Source organism: Halomonas rhizosphaerae (assembly GCF_030012485.1).
GTDB classification, from domain to species: Bacteria; Pseudomonadota; Gammaproteobacteria; order Pseudomonadales; family Halomonadaceae; genus Halomonas; species Halomonas rhizosphaerae.
This window is the reverse complement of the sequence record NZ_JASCQQ010000035.1, coordinates 33,183-55,248: the sequence shown is the minus strand read 5'-3', so window position 1 is coordinate 55,248 and position 22,066 is coordinate 33,183. Positions and strand designations below refer to the sequence as shown.

Here is a 22,066-nt window from a genome sequence, read left to right as displayed (position 1 = left end):
CTATACTCGAGTGTTAGTTGACCCGAATGATAGTTGATCCGTCATGCCAGGAATGGAGAGCGACATGAGCCAGACCCCGACCCGCGCCGACTTCGACCACTACATGGTGCCCAACTACGCCCCCCAGAAGGCGGTCCCGGTGCGCGGCGAGGGGAGTCGCCTGTGGGACCAGGAGGGGCGCGAGTACATCGACTTCGCCGGCGGCATCGCCGTCAACGGCCTGGGGCACTGCCACCCGGTGCTGGTCGAGGCGCTCACGGCCCAGGCGAACAGGCTCTGGCACCTCTCCAATGTCTACACCAACGAGCCGGCCCTGGCCCTGGCGCGCAGCCTGGTCGAGCGCACCTTCGCCGACAAGGTCTATCTCTGCTCCTCCGGGGGCGAGGCCAACGAGGCGGCCCTCAAGCTGGCGCGGCGTTGGGCCCATGACCACCATGGCGAGCACAAGCATCGCATCGTCTCCTTCTCGCAGTCCTTCCACGGCCGGACCTTCTTCACCGTCAGCGTCGGCGGGCAGCCCAAGTACTCCCAGGGCTTCGGTCCGGTCCCGGGGGGCATCGTCCATGGCCACTACAACGACCTCGACAGCGTGCGCAACCTGATCGACGACGACACCTGCGCGGTGATGGTCGAGCCGATGCAGGGGGAGGGCGGCATAATCCCCGCCGCGCCGGAGTTCCTGCAGGGGCTGCGCGACCTGTGCGACGCCTTCGATGCGCTGCTGATCTTCGACGAGGTGCAGACCGGGGCGGGGCGTACCGGCTCGCTCTATGCCTACCAGCAGTACGGCGTGACCCCGGACATCCTGACCAGCGCCAAGTCGCTGGGCGGCGGCTTCCCGGTGGGCGCCATGCTGACCACCGACCGGGTGGCCCCGGCCATGGCCATCGGCACTCACGGTTCCACCTACGGCGGCAACCCGCTGGCCTCGGCCGTGGCCCTGGCCGCCGTGGAGTTCATCGATACCCCGGAGGTGCTCGAGGGCGTCAAGCGGCGCCATGACCTCTTCCGCGAGCACCTCGAGGCGATCAACCGCCAGCATGGCGTGTTCCGGGAGATCCGCGGCATGGGCCTGCTGATCGGGGCCGAGATGGCGCCGGAATACGAGGGACGGGCCAAGGACATCCTGCCGCTGGCCCTCGAGGAGGGGCTGATGGCGCTGATCGCCGGTCCCAACGTGCTGCGCATGGCGCCCTCGCTGGTGATCCCCGAGGCCGATATCGCCGAAGGCATGGCGCGGCTGGAGCGGGCGGTGGCGCGGCTGGTGGCGGGGCAGTGAGCCCCGGTTCCGCGATGCGTGACGACTCATCCCCTTCCGGAGACCCTGCCATGCTGGTCATACGCCCCGTCCGCCCGGCGGACCTGCCGGCCCTGGAGCGGCTGGCCGGCAGCGCGACGCCACGGCTGACCAACCTGCCGGCCCACCGCGACCGCCTGGAGGAGCGCATCGCCCGCTCCCAGCGGGCCTTCGCCGGCGAGGTCGAGGCCCCCGGCGACGAGCACTACACCTTCGTGCTCGAGGACCTGGAGCGCGGCGAGGTGGCGGGGACCGCCACCATCCGGGCCCAGGCCGGCGCCCGCGAGGCCTACTACACCTATCGCCAGGAGACGCTGATCCACGCCTCCCAGCAGCTCGATGTGCGTCGCGAGGTGCCGACCCTGGCGCTCTCCCACGAGGTCTCCGAGGCGACCCTGCTCTGCGCCCTGTCGCTGGATGCCCGCTACAAGGGCACCAGCGCCGAGAGCCTGCTGCGCCGGGCGCGGCTGATGTTCATCGCCCAGTACCCGGAGCGCTTCGCCGGGATCCTGGCGATGGCCTTTCCCGGCTACCTGGATGAACAGGGCGAGTCGCCGTTCTGGAACAGCGTGGGGCGTCACTTCTTCGTGCGCGACTACCAGGAGATCAACTACCTGGCCGGCGTGCGCTCGAAGAGCTTCATCGCCGAGGTCATGCCGCAGTTCCCGCTCTACCTGGCATTGCTCACGCCCCAGGCTCGGGCCGCCATCGGCCGCGAGCACCCCGACCACGAGCCGGCCCTGACCGAGATGCTGGCCGAGGGCTTCCTGCGCTCCCGCCACGTGGACATCTTCGATGCCGGCCCGGTGATCAAGGGTGAGCGGGAGCGCCTGGCCAGCTTCCGCCGGGCCGCCTGGCACCCGGTGCGCATCCGTCCCGCCCACGCGCTGCCCGATGCCGAGCCGGCCATGGTCGCCAACCAGCGCCTCGGCGACTTCCGCTGCGTGGTGGCGCGCTATGCCTTGTCGCCCACGGGCCAGCTCATGCTCTCCCCGGAGCATGCCGAGCGACTGGGCGTGGAGGAGGGGCGTGCCGTGCTGGCCGCCCCCCTGGCGCTGACCGGGGCGGGCGACGGGAGTCTCGACGCGCACGATCCGGGTTATGACGAGGGAGAGCTGTGATGCGTATTCGACCGATCGCCGAGGGCGACCTGGACGAGCTGCAGGCCCTGGCCCGGGAAACCGGGGTGGGCTTCACCTCGCTGCCCGACAACCGCGACTTCCTGGCAGCCAAGATCGCCTCGACGGTGGCCGCCTTCGAGGAGCGCACGCCGCAGGACCAGCGGCTCTACTTCTTCGTGCTGGAGGACGAGGCGAGCGGTCGGCTGGCCGGCTGCTGTGCCATCGAGGGCCAGGTGGGGCGCGAGATCCCCTTCTACCACTACCGGCTGGGGACCCTGGCCCACTCCTCGGTGCAGCTCGACCTGCATCGCACCATCGACACCCTCTTCCTGAGCTCCGACCATACCGGCGACGCCGAGGTGGCCTCGCTGTTCCTGCGCCCCGAGTACCGCGGCCCCGACCGGCGCCACGAGCGTAACGGCGCGCTGCTGTCGATGATGCGCTGGCTGTTCATGGCCGAGTTCCGCGACCGCTTCCCCGACAAGGTGCTCGCCGAGATGCGCGGCGTCTTCGACGACCAGGGGCGCAGCCCCTTCTGGGAGTGCCTGGGCAGCCACTTCTTCCCGCTCGACTTCGACGAGGCGGACAAGCTCACGGGGCTCGGCCAGAAGAGCTTCATCGGCGAGCTGATGCCCAAGTTCCCGATCTACACCCCCTTCCTCAGCGAGGCGGCGCGGGCCTGCATCGGCCAGGTCCATGTCCATACCCGGCCGGCGCTGGCCATGCTCAAGAAGGAGGGGCTGCGCTGGGAGGGCTACATCGACATCTTCGACGGCGGCCCCACCGTGGAGGCCTACATCGATGACGTGCGCGGCGTGCGGCTGTCTCGGCGCTGCCGGGTGGAGGTCAAGGCCGGAACGCTCGAGCGGTCGCCACGGCCGCGCTGGCTGGCGGCCACCACCGGGATGGCCGGCTTCCGTGCCGCCTGGCTGGGACGAGGGCCCGACGCCGAGGGCGTGGTGACGCTCGACGAGGCCGAGGCGCGTGGGCTGGAGGTCGCCTCCGGCGACACCCTGCGCATACTGGATACCGAGGAGGAGGCGTGATGAAGGCAACACGACAGCTGTTGATCGGCAGCACCTGGCAGGCGGGTGAAGGGGAGGCCTTCACCAAGCACGACCCGGTGTCCGACGAGCGCCTTTGGGAGGGCGCCGCCGCCACCGAGGCCCAGGTGGACGCCGCGGTGGCGGCCGCCCGGGACGCCTTCCCGGCCTGGGCGCGCACTGCCTTCGACGAGCGACAGGCGCTGGTGGAGCGTTTCCGCGGGGTGCTGGAGCGTCACCGTGAGGACCTGGCCACGGCCATCGCCCAGGAGACCGGCAAGCCGCTCTGGGAGGCCCGCACCGAGGTCGGCGCGATGATCGGCAAGGTGGCGATCTCGATCCGTGCCTACCAGGAGCGCACCGGCGAGCGCAGCCGCGACCTGGGGGACGCCACCGCCGTGCTGCGCCATCGCCCGCACGGGGTGATGGCGGTCTACGGCCCCTACAACTTCCCCGGCCACCTGCCCAACGGCCACATGGTGCCCGCCCTGCTGGCCGGCAACACCGTGGTCTTCAAGCCCAGCGAGCAGACCCCGCTGACCGCCGACCTCACCCTGCAGTGCTGGCAGGAGGCGGGGCTGCCGGAGGGGGTGATCAACCTGGTGCAGGGCGCGGCCGGGACCGGCCAGGCGCTCTCGGCAAACCCCGGCATCGATGGCCTGCTCTTTACCGGTAGCGCCCGTGTGGGGGGCCTCCTGCATCGCCAGTTCGCCGACCAGCTGGACAAGATCCTGGCCCTGGAACTCGGCGGCAACAACCCGCTGGTGGTGAAGGACGTTCCCGACCAGGAGGCGGCCGTGCTGACCATCCTGCAGTCGGCCTTCCTCTCCGGCGGTCAGCGCTGCACCTGCGCCCGGCGGCTGATCGTTCCCGAGGGCCAGGTGGGGGACCACCTGCTGGATGCCCTCAGTGACGCCATCTCACGGCTGCGGGTGGCCAGCCAGTTCAGCGACCCCGCGCCCTTCTACGCCGGCCTGGTCAGCGTGGCGGCCGCCGATGGCCTGCTCAAGGCCCAGGACGACCTGGAGGCGCTGGGGGGTACGGTGCTGGCGCGCATGGCGCGCGTCGAGCCCGGTACCAGCCTGCTCAGCCCGGCGCTGATCGACGTCTCCGGCCTGCCGGTGCCCGACGAGGAGCACTTCGGCCCGCTGCTCAAGGTGCATCGCTATCGTGACTGGGACGAGGCGCTGCGCCTGGCCAACGACACCCGCTACGGCCTCTCCGCCGGGTTGATCGGCGGCGAGCGGGGCGACTGGGACGACTTCCTGCTGCGCATCCGCGCCGGCATCGTCAACTGGAATCGTCAGACCACCGGCGCCTCCGGCGACGCGCCCTTCGGTGGCGTGGGCGAGAGCGGTAACCATCGCCCAAGTGCCTACTACGCCGCCGACTACTGCGCCTACCCGGTTGCCTCCATGGAGAGCGATGACCTCCACCTGCCGGACCAGCTGCCGCCGGGGGTAATCCTATGATTCTGCAAGTCATCCCATCGCTGTCTGCGGCACTGCCAGTGCGCTCTTTCACTGGCGCCGCCGACTACTGCGCCTACCCGGTCGCTTCCATGGAGAGTGAGGCGCTGGTCCTGCCCGAGACGCTGCCACCGGGGGTGACGCTATGAGCCAGCCGATCCCGGATGTGCGCGAGGTCAACTTCGATGGCCTGGTCGGCCCGACCCACAACTATGCCGGCCTGGCCCTGGGCAACGTCGCCTCCATGACCCACGGGGGCCTGGAGGCCAATCCCCGGGAGGCTGCGCTGCAGGGCCTGGGCAAGATGAAGGCGCTGATGGAGGCCGGCTACGCCCAGGGCGTGCTGCCGCCCCAGCAGCGCCCCGACCTGGGGGCGCTTCGCCAGCTCGGCTTCTCCGGCAGCGATGAACGGGTACTGGCCCGGGCGGCGGGCGAGGCCCCGCAGATCCTGCGCGCGGTCTGCTCGGCCTCGAGCATGTGGACCGCCAATGCCGCCACCGTGACGCCCTCTGCGGATGCCCCCGACGGCCGGGTGCACTTCACCCCGGCCAACCTGCAGTCGAGCTTCCACCGCTTCCTGGAGCCAGCCACCACCGCCCGGGTGCTGGCGGCGATCTTCCGCGACGAGGCGCGCTTCGTCCACCATCCGGTGCTGCCGGCGACCCCGGCCTTCTCCGACGAGGGCGCGGCCAACCATACCCGCCTCGCCGCCGACCACGGCGAGCCCGGGGTGCACCTCTTCGTCTATGGCCGGGCGGCCTTCGGCTGGGGGGCGGAGGAGGGCGTGGCCCCCCGGCGCTACCCGGCGCGGCAGACCCTGGAGGCGAGCCAGGCCATTGCCCGCCAGCATGGTCTCACGGAGACCCGGGTGGTGTTCGCCCAGCAGCACCCCGAGGCCATCGACGCCGGCGTCTTCCACAACGACGTCATCAGCGTGGGCAACGGTCCGGTGCTGCTCTACCACGAGCGGGCCTTCCTCGACGAGCAGGCCACCCTGGACGAGCTGAGGACCAAGATGGCCACGCCGCTGGTCCCGATACGGATTCCCGAGGAGGCGGTCAGCCTCGAGGACGCCGTGGCCTCCTACCTGTTCAACTCCCAGCTGCTCTCCAACCCGGATGGCACCATGACGCTGGTGGTGCCCGGGGAGTGCCAGGAACGCGAGAGCGTCTGGCGCACCATCCAGGATCTCCTGCTGGCCGGCCACACTCCCATCAGCGAGGTCGTGGTCAAGGACGTCAAGCAGAGCATGCGCAACGGCGGCGGGCCTGCCTGCCTGCGCCTGAGGGTGGTGCTCTCGGCGGCCGAGCGCGCGGCCCTCTCCGGGCGGGTGCTGCTGGACGACGCCCTGCACGGCGAGCTTACCGCCTGGGTCGAGCGTCACTACCGCGACCGCCTGGCGCCCAAGGACCTGGCCGATCCGCAGCTGGCCGAGGAGACGCTGGCGGCGCTGGACGAGCTGACGGGGATCCTGAAACTGGGCCCGGTCTATCCCTTCCAGCGGGGGTGAGTATGGCGACGCGGCGAGTGCCCGGTGGCGGCGGCCGGGAGGCGGTCGACATGGACGGGGAGGCGGAGGGCATGAGGGCGTCAGCGTCGCCGGGGGACGCCTATCGCCGGGCGGTCGAGCAGGGCGGCTTCGCCTCGGACGAGGCCCAGTGGCAGGCGGTCGGCCATCTCGAGGCGTGCTTCCATGCCGTGCAGGAGGCACGGCGCGGCGCGGCCATCCCGGGGGTCTACCTCTGGGGCCCGGTCGGGCGGGGCAAGACCTGGCTGATGGATGGCTTCCATCGGCAGCTCCGGGTGCCCTCGCGTCGCCAGCACTTCCACCACTTCATGCGCTGGGTGCACCGGCGCCAGTTTCAGTTGCGCGGCACCGCCGACCCCTTGATGGCGCTGGCCCGGGAGCTGGGCGACGAGATTCGGGTGTTGTGCCTCGACGAGCTGTTCGTCGGCGATATCGCCGATGCGATGCTGCTCGGCCGGCTGCTGAGCGCGATGTTCGATCACGGGGTGACGCTGGTCTGCACCTCGAACCAGGCCCCCGACCAGCTCTATGCCGATGGCTTCAACCGTGAGCGGTTCCTGCCGGCCATCGCCGCCATCGAGCGCCATATGCAGGTGGTCGAGCTGGATGGCGGCCGCGATCACCGGCTACACCCCGGCAAGGCGCACCCGCGCTTCTGGGTGAAGCAGCCCGATCGGTCGAGTGCCCTGGAGGCGGTGTTCGAGCGGTTGAGCGCAGGCGAGGCACGCGACGACGATCCCATCGAGCTGGGACATCGGCGCATCGCCGTGCGGTGCCGCAGCGAGACGGTGGTCTGGTGTCGCTATGCGGATCTGTGCGAGCAACCGCTATCGGCGCTGGACTTCATCGCCCTGGTCGACCGCTTCGACCATGTCCTGATCGGCGAGGTGCCGCGGCTGAGCGACACGCATCGCATCGGTGGCATCGCACGTGGTACCGAGGATGGCACCGAACGCGTGACGGCCGGGGAACGGGAACTGCCGCCGCTGTCCCGCAAGGACGACGGCGTGCGGCGCTTCATCGCCCTGGTCGATGAGTGCTATGACCGACGCACGCCGCTCTACCTGGAGGCCGAGGTGGCACTGCCCGACCTCTACCCCCTCGGCCACCTGGCCTTCCCGTTCCGGCGTACCCTGAGTCGCCTGCAGGAGATGCAACTGGCGCGCTTCGGGGCAGAGGCCGGCTGAACCGACGGGCCGGGCAGGACGCCCGACGCGATGCTGCGGGGGCCGGGGATGCTCAGCCGCCCGTGGCGGCCCCCCCGACCACGCCGCCGCGCAGCCCGCTCTGGTTGCCGCTGGCCCTCAGGTGGCTGGCCACGGCGTCTTCCGGGGAACCGGCCATCTCGCGGAACATGCCCATGGAGCCGAGCAGGGCGCTGGACTCGTAGGGCACAAACACGCGCTCGCCCTCCTTGGCCATGGTCGGCAGGACCTTGATGTAACTCTGGCCCAGCAGGTAGCCGACCACGGTGCGCTTGTTCTCCTCGCTGTCGCCGATGGCATTGAGCACCAGCTTGATCGACTCCTGCTCGCCCTGGGCGCGCAGGATGGCGGACTCCTTGTCGCCCTGGGCGTTGAGGATCGCCGACTCGCGCTGCCCCTGGGCCTTGGCGATGGCCGCGGCCTTCTCGCCCTCGGCCTCGGTCACCGTGGCGCGACGCTTGCGCTCGGCGGCCATCTGCAGGCGCATGGCGGTCTCCACCTCCTCGGGCATGGCGATGTCCTGCACCTCGACCCGCGAGATCTTCACCCCCCACTTGGAGGCGGGTTCCTCCATGGCGGCCTGGATCTCGTTGTTGACCTCGGCCCGGGACTCGAACAGCTTGTCGAGCTCCATCTTGCCGACCACCGAGCGCAGGGTGGTCTTGGCCAGCACCTCCACCGCCTGGCTCATGTTCTCGACCTCGTAGACGGCGCGCTTGGGGTCGATGATCTGGTAGTAGAGCGCGCCGTTGATGGTCACCGTGACGTTGTCGGTGGTGACCACCGGCTGGCCGGGGAAGTCCATCACCGTCTCGCGGCGGTCGATGCGGATCTCGTCGCTGGTGATGGCGTGATAGTCATCGCCCATCTTGCGGTAGCGGATCATGGTGATGGCGCGAGGCTGCTCGATGAAGGGAATGATGATGTTGATCCCGCTCTCGAGCAGCCGGTGGAACGACCCCAGTCGCTCGATGACCAAGACCTCGGACTGGCGCACGATCACCAGCCCCTTGACGATGATCAGGATGCCGATGACGACGACGATCAGGCTGAGAATCAGGCCCGGGCCGAGTGGTAAATCCATGTTCACTGCTCCCTGTGTGGTGCGGATGAGACGCTTGTCGTGGAGGAATCGGAGGAGATGGGCGAGACGAGGGCGGTGGTGCCGTCGAACCGCCTGAAGGTCACCCGGGTACCCGCTGGCAGCTCGGTGGCGCCGGTTTCCACCACCCGCAGGCGGTAGAAGTCGCCGTTGACCTTGATACCGGTGGCCCCGTCGAAGTCGCGCTTGAGGGTGGTGTAGGTACGATGCTTCTCCACCCCGGTCCCGGTGGTGCCGTAGGCCACGCCACGGGGCGAGAAGCGAGGCCGGATCACCATCACCGCCAGCGGCACCAGCAGCCCCGAGAACACGCCCAGGCCCAGCAGCTGCCAGGGCAGTGACAGCCCCAGGGCGGCCAGGCCAGCGGTCAGGGCGGCGGCCCCGCCCAGCGCCAGCAGCACCAGGCCGCCGGACATCAGTTCCGCCAGGCCCAGCAGCAAGGCGATGGCCAGCCAGATGATGGCGGGATTCCAGCCCATGTCGGCTCCTTGTCGAGTCGTGTGACCCAGGCAACATAACCCGAGGCCCTCGCCATATCGAGGCATGGTCGCGAACTTTTTTGTGGCCAGCAGAAGAGCGCTGGAGCAGCGTGGGATCGGACAGATGCGCTATGCTGCCGCCCAACTGACAAGGGAGAGACACTGTGACGGGCGTGGTCTACTGGCTGGACATGGCGGGGGTGATCGTCTTCGCCCTCTCGGGCGTGATACTCGCCTGCCGCTCGCGGATGGACCCCTTCGGCATGCTGGTGCTGGCGGCGGTGACCGGCATTGGTGGTGGCACCCTGCGAGACCTGGTGCTGGGCGTGCGTCCGGTGTTCTGGGTGACGGATCCGACCTACCTCTGGGTGATACTCGCCACGGTGGGTCTGTCGATCCTCGGCTTCCATTACATCCATCGCCTCTCGCGGGGCTTCCTGCCGGTGGCAGACGCCTTCGGCCTGGCGCTCTTCACGGTGATCGGGGCCCACAAGGCCCTGATGCTGGAGTCGCCCGGCGTGGTGGCGGTGCTGATGGGGCTGCTGACCGGTGTGGCCGGTGGCATGGTTCGCGATGTGCTGGCGCGTCGGGTACCCATGGTGCTCCGGCAAGAGGTCTATGCCACCGCCTCGATTGCCGGTGGCGTGGTCTTCGTGGGCCTGGAGGCTCTCGCCGCGCCGCTGGCCGTCTCCATCGCCACGGGGCTGGTGGTTACCCTGGGGTTGCGGCTCTCGGCGATCCACTGGCACCTGTCCCTGCCGGTGTTCGCCTGGGTGGTGGTACAGCCGTCACCGACTTCCCAGGACCCTGAGGGTGACGGGCAGGAGCAGGCGATGCCCCACGGGCGTCCCAAGGCCCGGGTCAAGCTGATCCCGCCCGGGCGCAGCAGACGAAGGGGGAAGGCGAAATGAGCATGAACCTGACGATTCGAGGAAGGCCCCGCACGCCTGCCGTGCTCGTGACCTGGCTGATGGTGGCGCTCCTGTCGCTGGCCGGCTGTTCCCTCCAGCAACGGGACTTCCAGCAAAGTGAACAGGGGCTGGACCATGCGGCCGTGGCCGGGGCGATCCGCGAGAACTACGAGGCAGCGCTGCCCGACCTTCCCCGGAGCAAGCAGCGCCACTATGCCCAGCGACTCTACCGGATCACCGGCGACGCCCGTTACCTGCCCCTCAATCGGGTCTATGGTCACCGCCTCGTGGGCCGGATTCGCGAGGAGATCAAGGCGCTGGACACGCCGGGCCACGCCGAACGACGGGCCCGGGAGAAGGTGGCTGCCTATCCGACGGGCAGCGAGAAGCAGCGTCGTCGCAAGCGGATGCTCGCCGAGTGGGGAGAGATCGCCTACGCGAAGAGCCTGGCCTTTGACCTGACCCAGGCGAAATACCATGGCCTGTTGAACGAGGCCGACCTTCCCGGCCATCAACGGGCGCTGGACTACCTGGCGAGCGTCGACTTTCGTACCTTCCTGCTCGATTCCGACGTGATGGCGGTCTATGCCGCCCAGGTGGCCAACCTGGTGTATTACCTCGAGGACCTGGGCGTGACCGACCTGCGCGAGGAGGTCATCACCGCCTTCCGCCACCAGTACCCACCGCGGCGCGACCCGGGGCTCTCGACGGCCGAGTACCGCAACAAGATCTACGGCATGACCCACTTCGTGATCGCCGCCAGCGACTACTACCAGCAGCCGGTGTCAGCCGAGGAGTTCCGCTGGGTGCTGGACGAGTTCGCCGCGAGCCTGGATCGCATCCTCGCGGATACCAAGGAGGATATCTACACGGAGGTGGGCATCAGTTTCCTGCTGGCCGGGGAGGAGGATCATCCGGCCGTGACGCGACTGCAGGATGCGTTGGTCGAGGCCTATGACCCCGGAGCGAGGATGGTGCCGTCAGAGCAGGGAGGCACCGACCTGGCCAGCGGCGAACACCGCAACGTGCTGGCCATCATGCTGCTGGACTGGCCAAGATATTTACATATGGGACCTATGCTCTAGTATGTGAATAACTTGGAGAGAATTTGGGGTCGCTGTTTTCATGAATTTGTGACGAAAGCTCTTCTTTTATATGGTTGTAAAGAGGTGTTATTTCTTCGGGAAGGTTGTCTTCGGCTCGGTGTTGATCTATGTAGTAAGCTGCTCTGGTCCCGCAGTAGTCTATAGTTTCTCCTGCCTTTTGAAAGTGAAGGCCTGATGCTTTTAGCAGTCTATTAAATTTTGGTTCGATCATTGCAAAGACATGCCTTCGTCCAGAGAGGCCAACTATAGCAGTTGCGGCAAGGAATAAGCTCAAACCAATTAGTGCTGGTTCTTGTTTTTCACTTATTGAACATATTCTGTTAATGTCTTCATCTCTTATGCCCGTAGGTGGTTTTGATCTTTTTCTGAATGAAGGATGGACGGCAAGACGGGATACTTCACAAACTGTGCTTTTTGGGAAAGTGTTTGGATTCAAATCATAGCCTTGAAAGCTGCTTTTGCAATACTCTTCTAGCGGGAGGATGTGTGGTGAGCTATTGGCCTTGGTGTCTATAATCACTACCCTCAAGCAGCCAGCATCCATCCCACTTTCTTTGTGCTGGAGAAGGCAAAGTATTGAGTTCTGGTCATGTGAATCTTTTTCTAGCGGCGCATTTATTTTTTCTCCAATGTTGTAATGGAGTTCTTCGTGGAATACTTCATGCCTAAGTGAGAAGGCGCGCTGCTTCTCTTCTGGCGTGTGTGCAATGATGAATTTGAATCTCTCAGAGAAAGTGCGAGGGTCAATTCTTCTTTTTCGAAGAGTTGCTACAGATGCTTTTTCAGTGTTGGTTTCGAATGTGCTCATTGGTCATCATCTTTAGAGTTTGCGTATTTGGTTTTTTTGCCAAAAAGAGTTTGTGAATCATTAAAGGTGTCGTCCAGCCTTGATGGTCTTCCAAGATGGAAGCCTTGGCCGTATGTGATCCCGTAGTCTTGAAGGATTGGTACTAGAGTTTCTTGATCCACAAACTCAGCAATGGCCTGCTTTCCGAAACCTTTTGCTATATCCGCAATGGCTCTTACGATAACTTGGCTTTCAGGATTGGTAGTTAGCGTCCGTATAAAAGAACCGTCGATCTTGATAAAGTCCACCGGCAGCTGCCCCAGGTAATGGAAGCTGCTGAAGCCCACGCCGAAGTCGTCCAGGGCGGTTCGGCAGCCAAGGTCGCGGACCGCCTGCAACACGCCGCGTGCAGTGGAAAAATCGGTCACGGCGGCGGTCTCGGTCACCTCGAGGATGAGGTGGTGGGGGTCGGCACCGCTGGCGGCCAGTTCGTCGGCCAGGTACTGTTTCAGGCCTTCATCATGCAGGGACTGGCCGGACAGGTTGACCGCCAGGCTGATGCCTCGCTCCTGGAGTTGGCTGAGTATCCGCAGGCTGTGGCGCAGCACCCAGCGGTCGACCTGCACGATCTGGCCGCTGCGCTCCGCTACCGGGATGAAATAGGCGGGAGACACCAGGCTGCCATCGGCATCGCGCATGCGCAGCAGCACCTCGTAGTGCTTCACGTCGCGATCCTCCAGCCGCATGATCGGCTGCACCATCAGCTCGAAGCTCTCCTCTTCCAAGGCGCTGCGTACGCGTTCGACCCAGTAGACACGCTCCTGCAGTTCGTCCTTGGCATTCTCTGTCCTGGAGAGCAAGTGCCAATGCTGGATGCCACTATCCTTGGCCTTGTACATGGCCACGTCGGCACTGGCCATCAGGTCGGCCGGCGTCGCACCGTGGGTCGGGAACAGGGCAATGCCGATGCTCGCGGTGACCCGGTGACGTCGCCCTGCGGCCGTGAACCCCAGGCTGTCGAGTAACCGGTCGATATGCTGGGCAACCTGGACCGCCTGGTCCTCGTCGGCATGCTCCAGCAACAGCGAGAACTCGTCGCCTCCCAGGCGGGCGATGACGCCGCGATGGCCCAGGTTGAGCAGGAGGGTCTCGGCCACCTCTCGCAGCAGACGGTCTCCGACATGGTGGCCGCTGAGCTCGTTGACCTCCTTGAACTGATCCAGGTCCAGCAGCAGCACGGCACCATGCGACTCCCGCCACAGTGCCTTCTGCAGGGCGTCCTGGAAGTAGCGCCGGTTGTAGAGCTCGGTCAGGGGGTCGCGTTCGGCCAGCCAGGTCAGGCGGGCCTCCGCGGCCTTGCGCTCGGTGATGTCGAGCCCCACCGAGATCCGCGACATGCTCCCGTCAGTGCCGGACGGCAGCGGGGCATGGTACCAGGCGATGGTATGAATGCGGTGGTCCGGGGTCTGCAGGGTGCGTTCCTCCTGCTGCGGCGTGCCGAAGGCGCCGACCGGAGAAGGGCTGCCCGCCTCGAACACGTCCACGAAGTGGCGGCCCAGCAGGGAGGGCTCGTCCAGGTCCAGCATCGAGCGGGTGTAGTCGTTGACGAGGCTGATCCGTCCCCTGCTGTCCTGGGCGATGATGAAGACCCGGGCGGTATCCAGCAGGCTGTTCACGAAGTCCCTTTCCTGGGCCAGTTCCTCGACGCGCTCCGCCAGCTGGTCGCCGCGTTCCTGAACCTCCTGCTCCAGCATCTCGAGCTGTCCCGAGAGCTCCAGCGTGGTGCCTTCCAGCACGTCGATCTCGTCCGGCAGGCGGTGACGGACAGTCGGAATCGCGGCCCGGACATCGTCGAATCCCCCGCTGGCCAGTGTCGGCAGCAAGCCGGCGATCCGGCGCAGGCGGGCCATGGGCCGCAGCAGGATCAGCAGCAGCACCAGCTCCGCGGCGATCCAGCCCGCGAGGCCTACCCCCAGCAGGATGCGAGTGTCCTCGTTGATGGCCCTGATCTGGGCCGAGATATCCGAGACCAGCAGGAAGTACCCGGTGCTGCGCCGGTCCGCGTCCTCATCCATGCGGACCGCACTGAGCTCCAGGTACTGGCCCCGGTGCTGAAGCTGCAGGGGGGCTTGCAGTAGAGCGCTGATCGGTCCGAGTCGGGCTGCCCGTTGCAGGACGGGCAGGCTCTGCTCCTGGCGCGTCAGGGCCAGGAGATACCCATTCCAGGGGGCGAGATGGCGTGCCTCGGGAAGGTCTCGGCTCTCCAGCGAGCCGGTCACCAGAAGGGCCACCTCGGCGTTGGAGACCTCCCTGGCCTGGCGGGTCACATCGGCCAGCGACCGGGATAGCACGACCAGGCCGACGCTATCGCCATTCACCAGCACCGGAACGGCGGCATACTGTTGGCAGTCCGTCGTGCAGCGCAATGCCGTGATAGGCATCTCGGTGTCCATGATTCGCTGTACCCAGGCCTGGATAGGCAAACTGCCCTCCGGCTGGCTGGAGCCCCAGCGGCCCATGGTCCGTCCCCGGGTATCCACCACCAGGATCTCGTCGATGCCGGCCTCGAGCTGCAGGGTCGGCCACTGGGACGCCAGTGCCTCCTCGACTTCCTCCGCGTTGCCCGCCTCCAGGGGTGGTCCGAGGCGTGGCGAGGCCGCGGCCAGGCCCGCCAGCTGGCGAAGGTTCTCCGCCGAACGCTGAAGGGCCAGGCGGATCTCGCGCTGCTGGCGCTCATGGTGCTGGTTGCGGCTCTCCTGGAACTGGCGGGTCAGGTTGTCATGGCCCAGCCAGGTGAACAGCGCCACGAGCCCGACCAGCAGCAGGCTGCTCAGGGCGACGACACGCCATGTCAGGCTGAGTCGACGACGAGACCGGAGGGATGCGGGGAGGGTCATCTCTGCGGATTCCTGGCCAGATAGAGGACGTCAGAAGCGCAATGAGAGCTGGAACAGCAGCATGTTCCAGTGGCGCTCTGTTTCCGAGGGATCAGGATTATCTTGTAGGGGTAACCAGCCAGTGCCGTCGATACGGTGGTATTCGGCCGCGAGAAGAACACGTGGGTTTAGGTTCCATTGCAGACCAAGAGTAATGTCTTCGGCAAATCGCGAGTGTGCTGGTCCCAGGTTCTGCATCTCATATTCACTGCCTGAGCGGTCGCTTTTGTCGCTGACTAAATTGTCATAACGAATCAGCCACTGCCAATTGTCATGGAAGCGGCGTGAATATTGGATGTACCAGCTTTCGCCAGTAATGTCTGACTCGCGTATTGCGCCGGAGCCCGATAAGGAGAGGTTGCGAATGGCATATTCACCTGTAAGTGCCCAATTTTCCATGTCGTATTGGAGAGATAATATCCAGGGTTGGAAATTAAGCTCACCATTGCTGGGTCCAAGATTGATATCTAGATTTACGTCGGCAGTGCTGATGGCTGCAGTGAAATGGCCATTATTGTGCTCATAAATAAGCTGGGCAATTGAGGAGGTTTCGCCACTGACTTGAGAGTCTAGGGAAGGCGGGAAAAGCTGGGTTGCTAAATCTCGAGTTGTTGGTGTGCCCATGCCGCCTTTGAAACGAACTACGCCACTGTTAAATCGCTCCTCGGCATATACACTTGCACCATCTGCAGAGAGCCCCAATGATCGGGTTCTGTCGAAATAAATGGATTGAGGTAGCAGGATGCTGGGGCGAGTAAAGGCCACATCCCGAGTCTCGTTGTAGAAGCCGAAGGGGTTCTTGAAACGGCCGACCTGGATGCCGAAGGTGCGCTGCTGGTTCGAAAGCATCTGATAGTCGATAACACCATAGTCGAGGACCGGGCGTGCATCGCTGCCATCCCCCCCTGCGCGCCGGCTCAGTACCTGGGCGGCCAGCAGCACGTCCTCGTGGGGCCGCAGCGAGGCATTGGCGCCAATCTCGGTGAACTTGAAACTGCCTTCGTCCTCGCTGCTGGAACCAAAGAAGTTGTTGTCGTCGGTGATGACCAGCGCCTGGCTCAGGAAGCCATGCACCTGGAGGGTATCCAGTACGCCTTCGTCGCTGCGGGCCTGAGCAGACAGGCCCAGGGCCAAAACGGCGGCCATGGCGGTTATGGAGCGGAGATCACTCCATCGAAATGACTTGGACGCGATCATCCAGGTACTCCCTTTCAAGATATCCCAGGGCGCCGGGGGTGGTGGCGACCTGCTCGCGCATCTCCGCCTGGTCGCGAACACGGTCGGGCGCCTGGCCGGTGCCCGAGAACACCATGCGATCCCAGGCGAGCTGCAGCTGGTGCGGATAGACGGCCAGCTGCTCCTTGGCAAAGCGCGCATGCACGGGGTGGTTGTTGTCGAGCACGAAGACCCGCAAGGCCTGGCCGTTGGGCCAGGTGCGCTGTCTCATGGCGAAGATGGCGCGGGTGGTATCGCGCTTCAGCTGGCGGGTATTCACATCGGGGTGTGCCACCAGCAGGATCTGTGCCTCTTGGGCAATGGCCGGTGAGCCGGCCGGCAACAGGCCGGCCAGCATCACGGTGGCCAGGGCCAGGAGGCTCAGGCGCCGCATGAAGTGCGCCTCCCCGGCTGGCAGGCATCGGCAACGGCGCCTGCCGCCGCCAGGGAGCGGATCAGGACGAATGATGGCATCGGGGGTCGCGTTCCCGTTGTCTGATGAGCGCCAGGTTCATGCACCATGCAGGCGCGGCTTGCCCGTTACGTGTGTATGAGTCCATGACGCCTTCTCCCTGCAGCCCCTTGGGGCATTATCTTTTTTTATGCCCGATGCGTATCAGTTGTTTCCCACGATAGGCATCAGGAAGACCATCGTGCCTTTCTGACACGGGTCATTCTTATACGCTACATCACTTTAAGGAAATTTACAGGCCTGCGTATCAACGCGGAGCGAGAAACCCGGCGACGGAGGGCCGCCGGGGGGAAGGGGTCAGCCGAAGACGTGGAAGCTCTCGGCATTGATCCACAGGTGGGCCATCACGCTGGCGATGTAGCCCAGGGCGATCACCGGGGTCCAGCGCAGGTGACCCATGAAGGTGTAGTTGCCGCGGGCCTGGCCCATCAGGGCGACGCCGGCCGCCGAGCCGATCGACAGCAGGCTGCCGCCCACCCCGGCGGTGAGGGTGATCAGCAGCCAGTGGCCATGGGACATCTCCGGCTCCATGGTCAGCACGGCGAACATCACCGGGATGTTGTCGACCACCGCTGAGATCACCCCCAGGGCAATGTTGGCGCCGGTGGCGTTCCAGCCGGTGTAGAGGGCCTCGGAGAGCATGCCCAGGTAGCCCATGAAGCCGAGGCCACCCACGCACATCACCACGCCGTAGAAGAACAGCAGGGTGTCCCACTCGGCCCGCGCCACACGGTTGAAGACATCGAAGGGCACCACGCTGCCCAGGCTCTCGAGCTTCTTCCAGTCACCGCGCTGGCTGTAACGGGTACGCTTGCGCTCCAGGGAGCGCGGCAGGGTGCGGCGCAGGTAGTAACCGAAGAACTGCAGGTAGCCAAGCCCCGTCATCATGCCCAGCACCGGCGGCAGGTGCAGCAGGGTGTGGCAGGCCACGGCGGTGGCCACGGTGAGCAGGAAGAGGGCGATGATGCGGCGGGCGCCGCGCTTGAGCCAGACGTCCTCTTCCATGCTGGCGGGCTTGCGGTTCTTGATGAAGAAGCTCATCACCACGGCCGGGATCACGAAGTTGATCAGCGACGGGATCAGCAGGTCGAAGAACTCGTAGAACTGCACGATACCCGCCTGCCAGACCATCAGGGTGGTGATGTCACCAAAGGGGCTGAAGGCGCCGCCGGCATTGGCCGCCACCACGATGTTGACGCAGCAGAGGTTGATGAAGCGCTTGTCGCCCTCGGCGACCTTGGTCACCACCGCACACATCAGCAGCGCGGTGGTCAGGTTGTCGGCGATCGGCGAGATCACGAAGGCCAGCACACCGGTGATCCAGAACAGCGAGCGATAGCTGAAGCCCTTGCGGACCATCCAGGAGCGCAGCGCATCGAACACCCGGCGCTCGTCCATGGCGTTGATGTAGGTCATCGCCACCAGCAGGAACAACATCAGTTCGGTGAACTCGAGCAGGGTCACGCGGAAGGCGTGCTCCGATTCGGTGGGCATGCCCGCCTTGACATAGACCCAGCCGATCAGCGCCCAGATGATGCCGGCCGCGACCAGGACCGGCTTCGACTTGCGCATGTGGATCTTTTCTTCGGCCATGACCAGGGCGTAGGCCAGCACGAAGACGGCGACGGCGAGCATGCCCACGAAGGAGCCGGTCAGGTCGAGCTCGCCGGTGGCGGCGAGCACGGGCCCGCTGGCCAGCAGCGAGAGCATGGTGAGCACGAGCATGCCCGGCCAACGGGCGATTTGCCGTGGCCGGGGGGGTATACGACAGGTTGTCAGCATGGCTGCGATCATCCTGAGGCAGGAGGTGGGGGAAGGGTTAGAAAGCGGCAGAATCTTATCACAGCGTGTTGCGATGCAGTATGCCACTTATTTATTACCCCCGATTCTTTGGTAGGGGGAGAGGTCAGTCGCTGTTCCCGTCGGGCCGAGCCTGGGTCTCCAGGGCCTGCTGCCACTGGCTCACGGTGACCTCTTCCAGGTCCTCTTCGGGCGAGGGACGGTGGCGTTCATACCAGCGTCGCGGACGCAGCAGGCGAACCTCGGGATGCCCCTTGTCGAGGGAGACACCGGCGGCGAGGATGCCCAGGCGCGCATAGAGCGAGCCGTCCGGCGCCTCGTCACGAAAGACCAGGTCGGCGAGCATCTCCAGGGAGTCGCCAGCCAGGCGCGCCTCGCGCAGCTGCAGGGTATCGTCGTCGAGGTGGAGCAGGGCGTTGCCACGGATGTCGTTGACCGTCAGTCGCCGACCCAGCCACTCCCATTCCCGGGCACGGGACAGGAACAGGCGCGCCAGCAGGCCGCTGTCGCGCATCGCCATGTCGAGCCGCGCATCCAGTTGCAGGGGGCGGGTCCAGTCAAGACGGCCCTCGGTGATGTCGAGCTGCGCCCACCAGCCGGCCTCGCCGCGCGTCTGCTCATCCCGGCGCTGGATGTTGTCCAGCCGCAGCCGGGAGCCGGAGGCATCGAAGCGGCGAGTGACAAGGTTGCCATCACGCAGGCGGGCCTCGAGCCGCAGGTCGCCCTCCAGGCGCTGATCGCCGAGCCGGATGGCCGTGTCGAAGGCCTGAAGGCCGAGATCCCCGCGAGCCTGGAGCCCCTCCAGGTGGAGGTCCACTTCCAGCCCGGCACGGCCGCCCAGCAGTGCCAGGCCCGACTCCTCGGGGAGGTAGGCGTTGTAGCGAGAGAGGTCATCCACCTCGGCGATGGGCAGGCGGATGCGGGTGCTGAAGTTCTGCAGCGAACGTTCGTCGGGGTCGAGGCCGAAGCGCGGCGTCTCGGTCTCGAGGCTGAAATGACGACCTTCGACGTGGGCGTTTGCCTCGCCGATGCGGTGCAGGCTGAAACGGGGCAGCGTCAGGGCCAGTCGGGCTCCCGGAGCCTCGCGTTCGCCGTCGATCTCGGCCTCGAGGCGGCCCTGGCCACTGGCGACGAAGTCAAGGAAGCCGACTGCCAGGTCGTCCGCCTCGACCCGGAGCTGGCTGCCCGGGCGAAGGTGGTCATCCGCGAGGCGCAGCTCGGCCCGGAATCGGCCGCTGCCCTCCAGGGTCAGGCCGTGGGCAGGCGGGAGGAAGTCGTCGAGGAATCCAAGGTTGGCGACCAGGCCATCGAGCACCAGTTGCCCGTCCATTCCCGGCGCGGCTCCTTTCCGTCCCGGCATCGGCAGCGGCCCGATGCGGGCCTCGCGTGCCACGATCCGGGTACGCAGGCGCGGACCCGATGCCGTCGCTGCCGCCTGCATCGACAGCCGTGATCCGGAGAGGTCCAGGCGACCGTTGTCCAGGTCGGCCTCCTGAATCTGGAGGTCCAGTGCCAGTTCGCCTTCCACCTCCCGGCCGAGCAGGCGGCCGGTGATGCGCTGGCCGGCCAGGTCGGCCTGGCCACGGGCCTGGCCCCCCTCGACCGTGACCCGACCCCGGGTGGTGCCCCGTCCGGACTGCAGCGTCACCGGTGCGGCCGCAGGCAGGTAGGCCTGCAGCACCGTGACATCGGGCATCGTGGCGTCTTCCCAGGCGAGCGACAGGCGTGGTCCCGCCAGCGCGGCACTGAGCCCTGGGGCGTCGCTCTCGGCCGTCAGGACCAGGCGCCCATCGCGCATCAGCAGGCGACGGTCGGAGGATCTCGCCACACGGGTCTCTTCCAGGCTGGCGTCCAGCCGGGCCCTGGGTCGACCCAGGGCTTCCTGCCAGCTGGCGGTAACGCTGCCCCGCCCCCAGGCCTCCAGGTCGAACAGGCGGGCCCGCAACGACTGGGTGGTCACGGCCAGGCGGCTGCCCGAGGCCACCCGGCCCCGCTCCAGTTGCAGGCTGGCCGCCAGGTCACCGCCGCCCTCCAGGGTCAGGCCGCCGTCGACGGCGTGGATCAGGAAGTCATCGAGGACATCGAGCCGGGCCACGCGTCCCCTGATCACCACCCGGCCATCCAGCGGCGGTGGGCCCTGTCCCCCGATGAGCCTGGCCAGGGGCACCATCGAGGTCAGGTTGGCCTCTTCCAGGGTGACCTCGGTGGTCAACGGCAGCTCGTCCTCCTCACCGCGCGCCGAGACCTCGAGGTGGGTGCCCGACAGGTCGAGACGCCGCTGGCGCGGGTCGACCTCGGGAAGGGCCAGGTCCAGGGTCATGCTGCCTTCCAGCGGACGTCCGGCCAGGGTCAGGGCCACCTGGTCGCCGGCCAGGTGGAAGTCGCCCTCGAGCAGGCCATCCCGGTACGCCAGGTACCCCTCCAGTCGCGCACTGCCGCTCTGCAGCGTCAGTGGGCCGCCCTCGGGGAGGTAGACCGCCAGGGCGCCCACGTTGGGCAGCCGGGCATCCTCCCACTCGAGCCGGGCGGAGGCCAGTCGTCGCGGGGCGTCGGCGAGGTCGGCACCGGGCAGCCGCGCGGAGAGCCGGAAGCGCCGGCTGGTCATGAAGGGATCGTCCAGCCCCGCCCGCAGCATCCGCATCTCGTCGAGGGTCACGCCGAGTTCCATGACCGGCCCCTCCTCGCCTTCCACGACCCGGCCGGCGACGCGGCCCCCGCCGCTCAGCCGATGGCGGTCGGACGTGCCCTCGGCCCGCTCCCGGCCTGGCCGCTTTCCCTCCTCGGGCTCCGGGGGCGGCGACAGCAGCACCCGTTCGTCCAGTTCCACCATCAGCGATGGGGAATCCAGCGTGAGGTCGCTACCCGGGGCGAGCTCGCCACGCTCGAGCGACAGCTCGCCGCTCAGCCTGCCGTGGCCGGCCAGGTCGAGCCAGCCCAGCTGGCGCAGGTAGGGATTGAAGACGTCCCAGGCGTCGGCCGTGGCATCCAGGGACAGCGTGCCCGACACGAAACGGGCCGCCGCCAGGTCGGGGTGTTCACGCAGGCGAAAGGGCGCCACCTGCAGGTCGGTTGCCAGGCGAATGTCGTTGGCCAGCACGGTACTGCCGCGCCTGACCCGGGCCTCTGCCAGGGAGAGCTCGAGGCCCTGGATCGATACCCGGCCTTCGTCAAGGCGCAGGCCGGAGAGCGCGATACCACCATCGCCCTCCAGGCGGTGGTGGCCCAGGCGAAAGCGGCGAAGCCCCTGTGCCGTGAAGGTGGAGACCTCCAGCCGGCGCTCGAGCAGCGCCGCCAGCGAGACCCGTAGACGTGCCCGGTCCACCGCCAGCTCGAGGGCCGGGTCCTCGCTCTCGACGTACAGTGCCTCGAGGGCGAGGTGGCCGGGGAAGGCGCTCCATCCCGACGCCCAGCGGATCGACATGCCGGACTTCTCGGCCAGCCACACCTGGGTGTATCGGGCGTTGATCAGCCCGTTGGCCACCACCAGGTAGAGGGCCAGGGCCAGCAGGGGCAGGGCCAGCAGCCAGGTCAGGCGTCGGCGTCTTGAGCTATCGGCATCCAGGCGCTGCATGTGACTTCCTCGACCCGCGGTGTC

General features: G+C 66.7%; 16 protein-coding genes. 8 read left to right on the top strand and 8 right to left on the bottom strand.

The features are described from left to right. Positions 1 to 64: 64 nt before the first annotated feature. From QLQ86_RS16360 to zapE, 6 genes are all read left to right on the top strand, one after another. Positions 65 to 1,279, top strand: a complete 1,215-nt coding sequence (locus QLQ86_RS16360; RefSeq protein WP_282817670.1) for an aspartate aminotransferase family protein — start codon at positions 65 to 67, stop codon at positions 1,277 to 1,279. Between the two features lie 50 nt (positions 1,280 to 1,329). Then, on the top strand, positions 1,330 to 2,418 hold the full coding sequence (locus tag QLQ86_RS16355) for an arginine N-succinyltransferase (RefSeq protein ID WP_282817669.1): 1,089 nt from the start codon (positions 1,330 to 1,332) through the stop codon (positions 2,416 to 2,418). After that, entirely contained in the window at positions 2,418 to 3,464 is a 1,047-nt protein-coding gene (gene astA / locus QLQ86_RS16350; protein WP_282736441.1) for an arginine N-succinyltransferase, read from the top strand. Before QLQ86_RS16355 ends, astA begins: the two co-directional genes overlap by 1 nt. After that, positions 3,464 to 4,933 carry a succinylglutamate-semialdehyde dehydrogenase gene (astD, locus tag QLQ86_RS16345; RefSeq protein WP_282817668.1) on the top strand — a complete coding sequence of 490 codons (1,470 nt, stop codon included), beginning with the start codon at positions 3,464 to 3,466 and terminating at the stop codon, positions 4,931 to 4,933. Before astA ends, astD begins: the two co-directional genes overlap by 1 nt. Positions 4,934 to 5,075: 142 nt before the next feature. Continuing rightward, positions 5,076 to 6,440, top strand: coding sequence for an N-succinylarginine dihydrolase (astB, locus tag QLQ86_RS16340; RefSeq protein WP_282817667.1), 1,365 nt, complete (start codon positions 5,076 to 5,078; stop codon positions 6,438 to 6,440). Between the two features lie 2 nt (positions 6,441 to 6,442). After that, complete coding sequence (zapE, locus tag QLQ86_RS16335; protein WP_282817666.1) at positions 6,443 to 7,645, top strand: cell division protein ZapE; 1,203 nt, start codon at positions 6,443 to 6,445, stop codon at positions 7,643 to 7,645. Positions 7,646 to 7,697: 52 nt separating this feature from the next. Here the strand turns inward: zapE and QLQ86_RS16330 are convergent, their stop codons facing one another. Together QLQ86_RS16330 and QLQ86_RS16325 are read right to left on the bottom strand one after the other, a co-directional pair. Then, a complete protein-coding gene (locus QLQ86_RS16330; RefSeq protein WP_282817665.1) occupies positions 7,698 to 8,747 on the bottom strand; it encodes an SPFH domain-containing protein in 1,050 nt (349 codons plus the stop codon). A 2-nt stretch (positions 8,748 to 8,749) separates the two neighbouring features. Beyond that, positions 8,750 to 9,244, bottom strand: coding sequence for a nodulation efficiency, NfeD-like protein (locus QLQ86_RS16325; RefSeq protein WP_282736446.1), 495 nt, complete (start codon positions 9,242 to 9,244; stop codon positions 8,750 to 8,752). 164 nt (positions 9,245 to 9,408) lie between these two features. On the opposite strand from QLQ86_RS16325, the gene QLQ86_RS16320 reads away from it, so the two are divergent. Both QLQ86_RS16320 and QLQ86_RS16315 read left to right on the top strand, forming a co-directional pair. After that, the gene (locus QLQ86_RS16320; protein ID WP_282817664.1) at positions 9,409 to 10,155 is read left to right on the top strand and encodes a trimeric intracellular cation channel family protein; all 747 of its coding nucleotides are present in this window, start codon (positions 9,409 to 9,411) and stop codon (positions 10,153 to 10,155) included. A 2-nt stretch (positions 10,156 to 10,157) separates the two neighbouring features. Continuing rightward, positions 10,158 to 11,240 (top strand): DUF3541 domain-containing protein, encoded by a 1,083-nt coding sequence (locus QLQ86_RS16315; protein ID WP_282817663.1) that lies wholly within the window; start codon positions 10,158 to 10,160, stop codon positions 11,238 to 11,240. Here QLQ86_RS16315 and QLQ86_RS16310 read toward each other — a convergent pair. From QLQ86_RS16310 to QLQ86_RS16285, 6 genes are all read right to left on the bottom strand, one after another. Continuing rightward, entirely contained in the window at positions 11,230 to 12,069 is an 840-nt protein-coding gene (locus QLQ86_RS16310) for a PEP-CTERM/exosortase system-associated acyltransferase (RefSeq protein ID WP_282817662.1), read from the bottom strand. The two genes, QLQ86_RS16315 and QLQ86_RS16310, sit on opposite strands and share 11 nt — an antisense overlap. After that, positions 12,066 to 14,945: a bifunctional diguanylate cyclase/phosphodiesterase gene (locus QLQ86_RS16305; protein ID WP_282817661.1), complete on the bottom strand. Its 2,880-nt coding sequence runs from the start codon at positions 14,943 to 14,945 to the stop codon at positions 12,066 to 12,068. Before QLQ86_RS16305 ends, QLQ86_RS16310 begins: the two co-directional genes overlap by 4 nt. A 30-nt stretch (positions 14,946 to 14,975) precedes the next feature. Next, positions 14,976 to 16,181 carry a porin family protein gene (locus tag QLQ86_RS16300; RefSeq protein WP_282817660.1) on the bottom strand — a complete coding sequence of 402 codons (1,206 nt, stop codon included), beginning with the start codon at positions 16,179 to 16,181 and terminating at the stop codon, positions 14,976 to 14,978. After that, positions 16,150 to 16,593, bottom strand: coding sequence for a hypothetical protein (locus QLQ86_RS16295; RefSeq protein WP_282817659.1), 444 nt, complete (start codon positions 16,591 to 16,593; stop codon positions 16,150 to 16,152). Before QLQ86_RS16295 ends, QLQ86_RS16300 begins: the two co-directional genes overlap by 32 nt. Positions 16,594 to 16,968: 375 nt before the next feature. After that, on the bottom strand, positions 16,969 to 18,453 hold the full coding sequence (gene nhaD / locus QLQ86_RS16290; protein ID WP_282817658.1) for a sodium:proton antiporter NhaD: 1,485 nt from the start codon (positions 18,451 to 18,453) through the stop codon (positions 16,969 to 16,971). Positions 18,454 to 18,577: 124 nt separating this feature from the next. After that, positions 18,578 to 22,042 (bottom strand): translocation/assembly module TamB domain-containing protein, encoded by a 3,465-nt coding sequence (locus QLQ86_RS16285; RefSeq protein ID WP_282817657.1) that lies wholly within the window; start codon positions 22,040 to 22,042, stop codon positions 18,578 to 18,580. Positions 22,043 to 22,066: the final 24 nt, after the last annotated feature.

Excerpts from the sequence above, each read along its gene's own strand:
- QLQ86_RS16315 (WP_282817663.1), top strand. The coding sequence starts at position 10,158 with ATGAACCTGACGATTCGAGGAAGGCCCCGCACGCCTGCCGTGCTCGTG.
- astD (WP_282817668.1), top strand. The coding sequence starts at position 3,464 with ATGAAGGCAACACGACAGCTGTTGATCGGCAGCACCTGGCAGGCGGGT.
- QLQ86_RS16295 (WP_282817659.1), bottom strand. The coding sequence starts at position 16,593 with ATGCGGCGCCTGAGCCTCCTGGCCCTGGCCACCGTGATGCTGGCCGGC.
- astA (WP_282736441.1), top strand. The coding sequence starts at position 2,418 with ATGCGTATTCGACCGATCGCCGAGGGCGACCTGGACGAGCTGCAGGCC.
- QLQ86_RS16330 (WP_282817665.1), bottom strand. The coding sequence starts at position 8,747 with ATGGATTTACCACTCGGCCCGGGCCTGATTCTCAGCCTGATCGTCGTC.
- astB (WP_282817667.1), top strand. The coding sequence starts at position 5,076 with ATGAGCCAGCCGATCCCGGATGTGCGCGAGGTCAACTTCGATGGCCTG.
- zapE (WP_282817666.1), top strand. The coding sequence starts at position 6,443 with ATGGCGACGCGGCGAGTGCCCGGTGGCGGCGGCCGGGAGGCGGTCGAC.
- QLQ86_RS16310 (WP_282817662.1), bottom strand. The coding sequence starts at position 12,069 with ATGAGCACATTCGAAACCAACACTGAAAAAGCATCTGTAGCAACTCTT.
- QLQ86_RS16300 (WP_282817660.1), bottom strand. The coding sequence starts at position 16,181 with ATGATCGCGTCCAAGTCATTTCGATGGAGTGATCTCCGCTCCATAACC.
- QLQ86_RS16360 (WP_282817670.1), top strand. The coding sequence starts at position 65 with ATGAGCCAGACCCCGACCCGCGCCGACTTCGACCACTACATGGTGCCC.
- QLQ86_RS16325 (WP_282736446.1), bottom strand. The coding sequence starts at position 9,244 with ATGGGCTGGAATCCCGCCATCATCTGGCTGGCCATCGCCTTGCTGCTG.
- QLQ86_RS16285 (WP_282817657.1), bottom strand. The coding sequence starts at position 22,042 with ATGCAGCGCCTGGATGCCGATAGCTCAAGACGCCGACGCCTGACCTGG.
- QLQ86_RS16305 (WP_282817661.1), bottom strand. The coding sequence starts at position 14,945 with ATGACCCTCCCCGCATCCCTCCGGTCTCGTCGTCGACTCAGCCTGACA.
- nhaD (WP_282817658.1), bottom strand. The coding sequence starts at position 18,453 with ATGCTGACAACCTGTCGTATACCCCCCCGGCCACGGCAAATCGCCCGT.
- QLQ86_RS16355 (WP_282817669.1), top strand. The coding sequence starts at position 1,330 with ATGCTGGTCATACGCCCCGTCCGCCCGGCGGACCTGCCGGCCCTGGAG.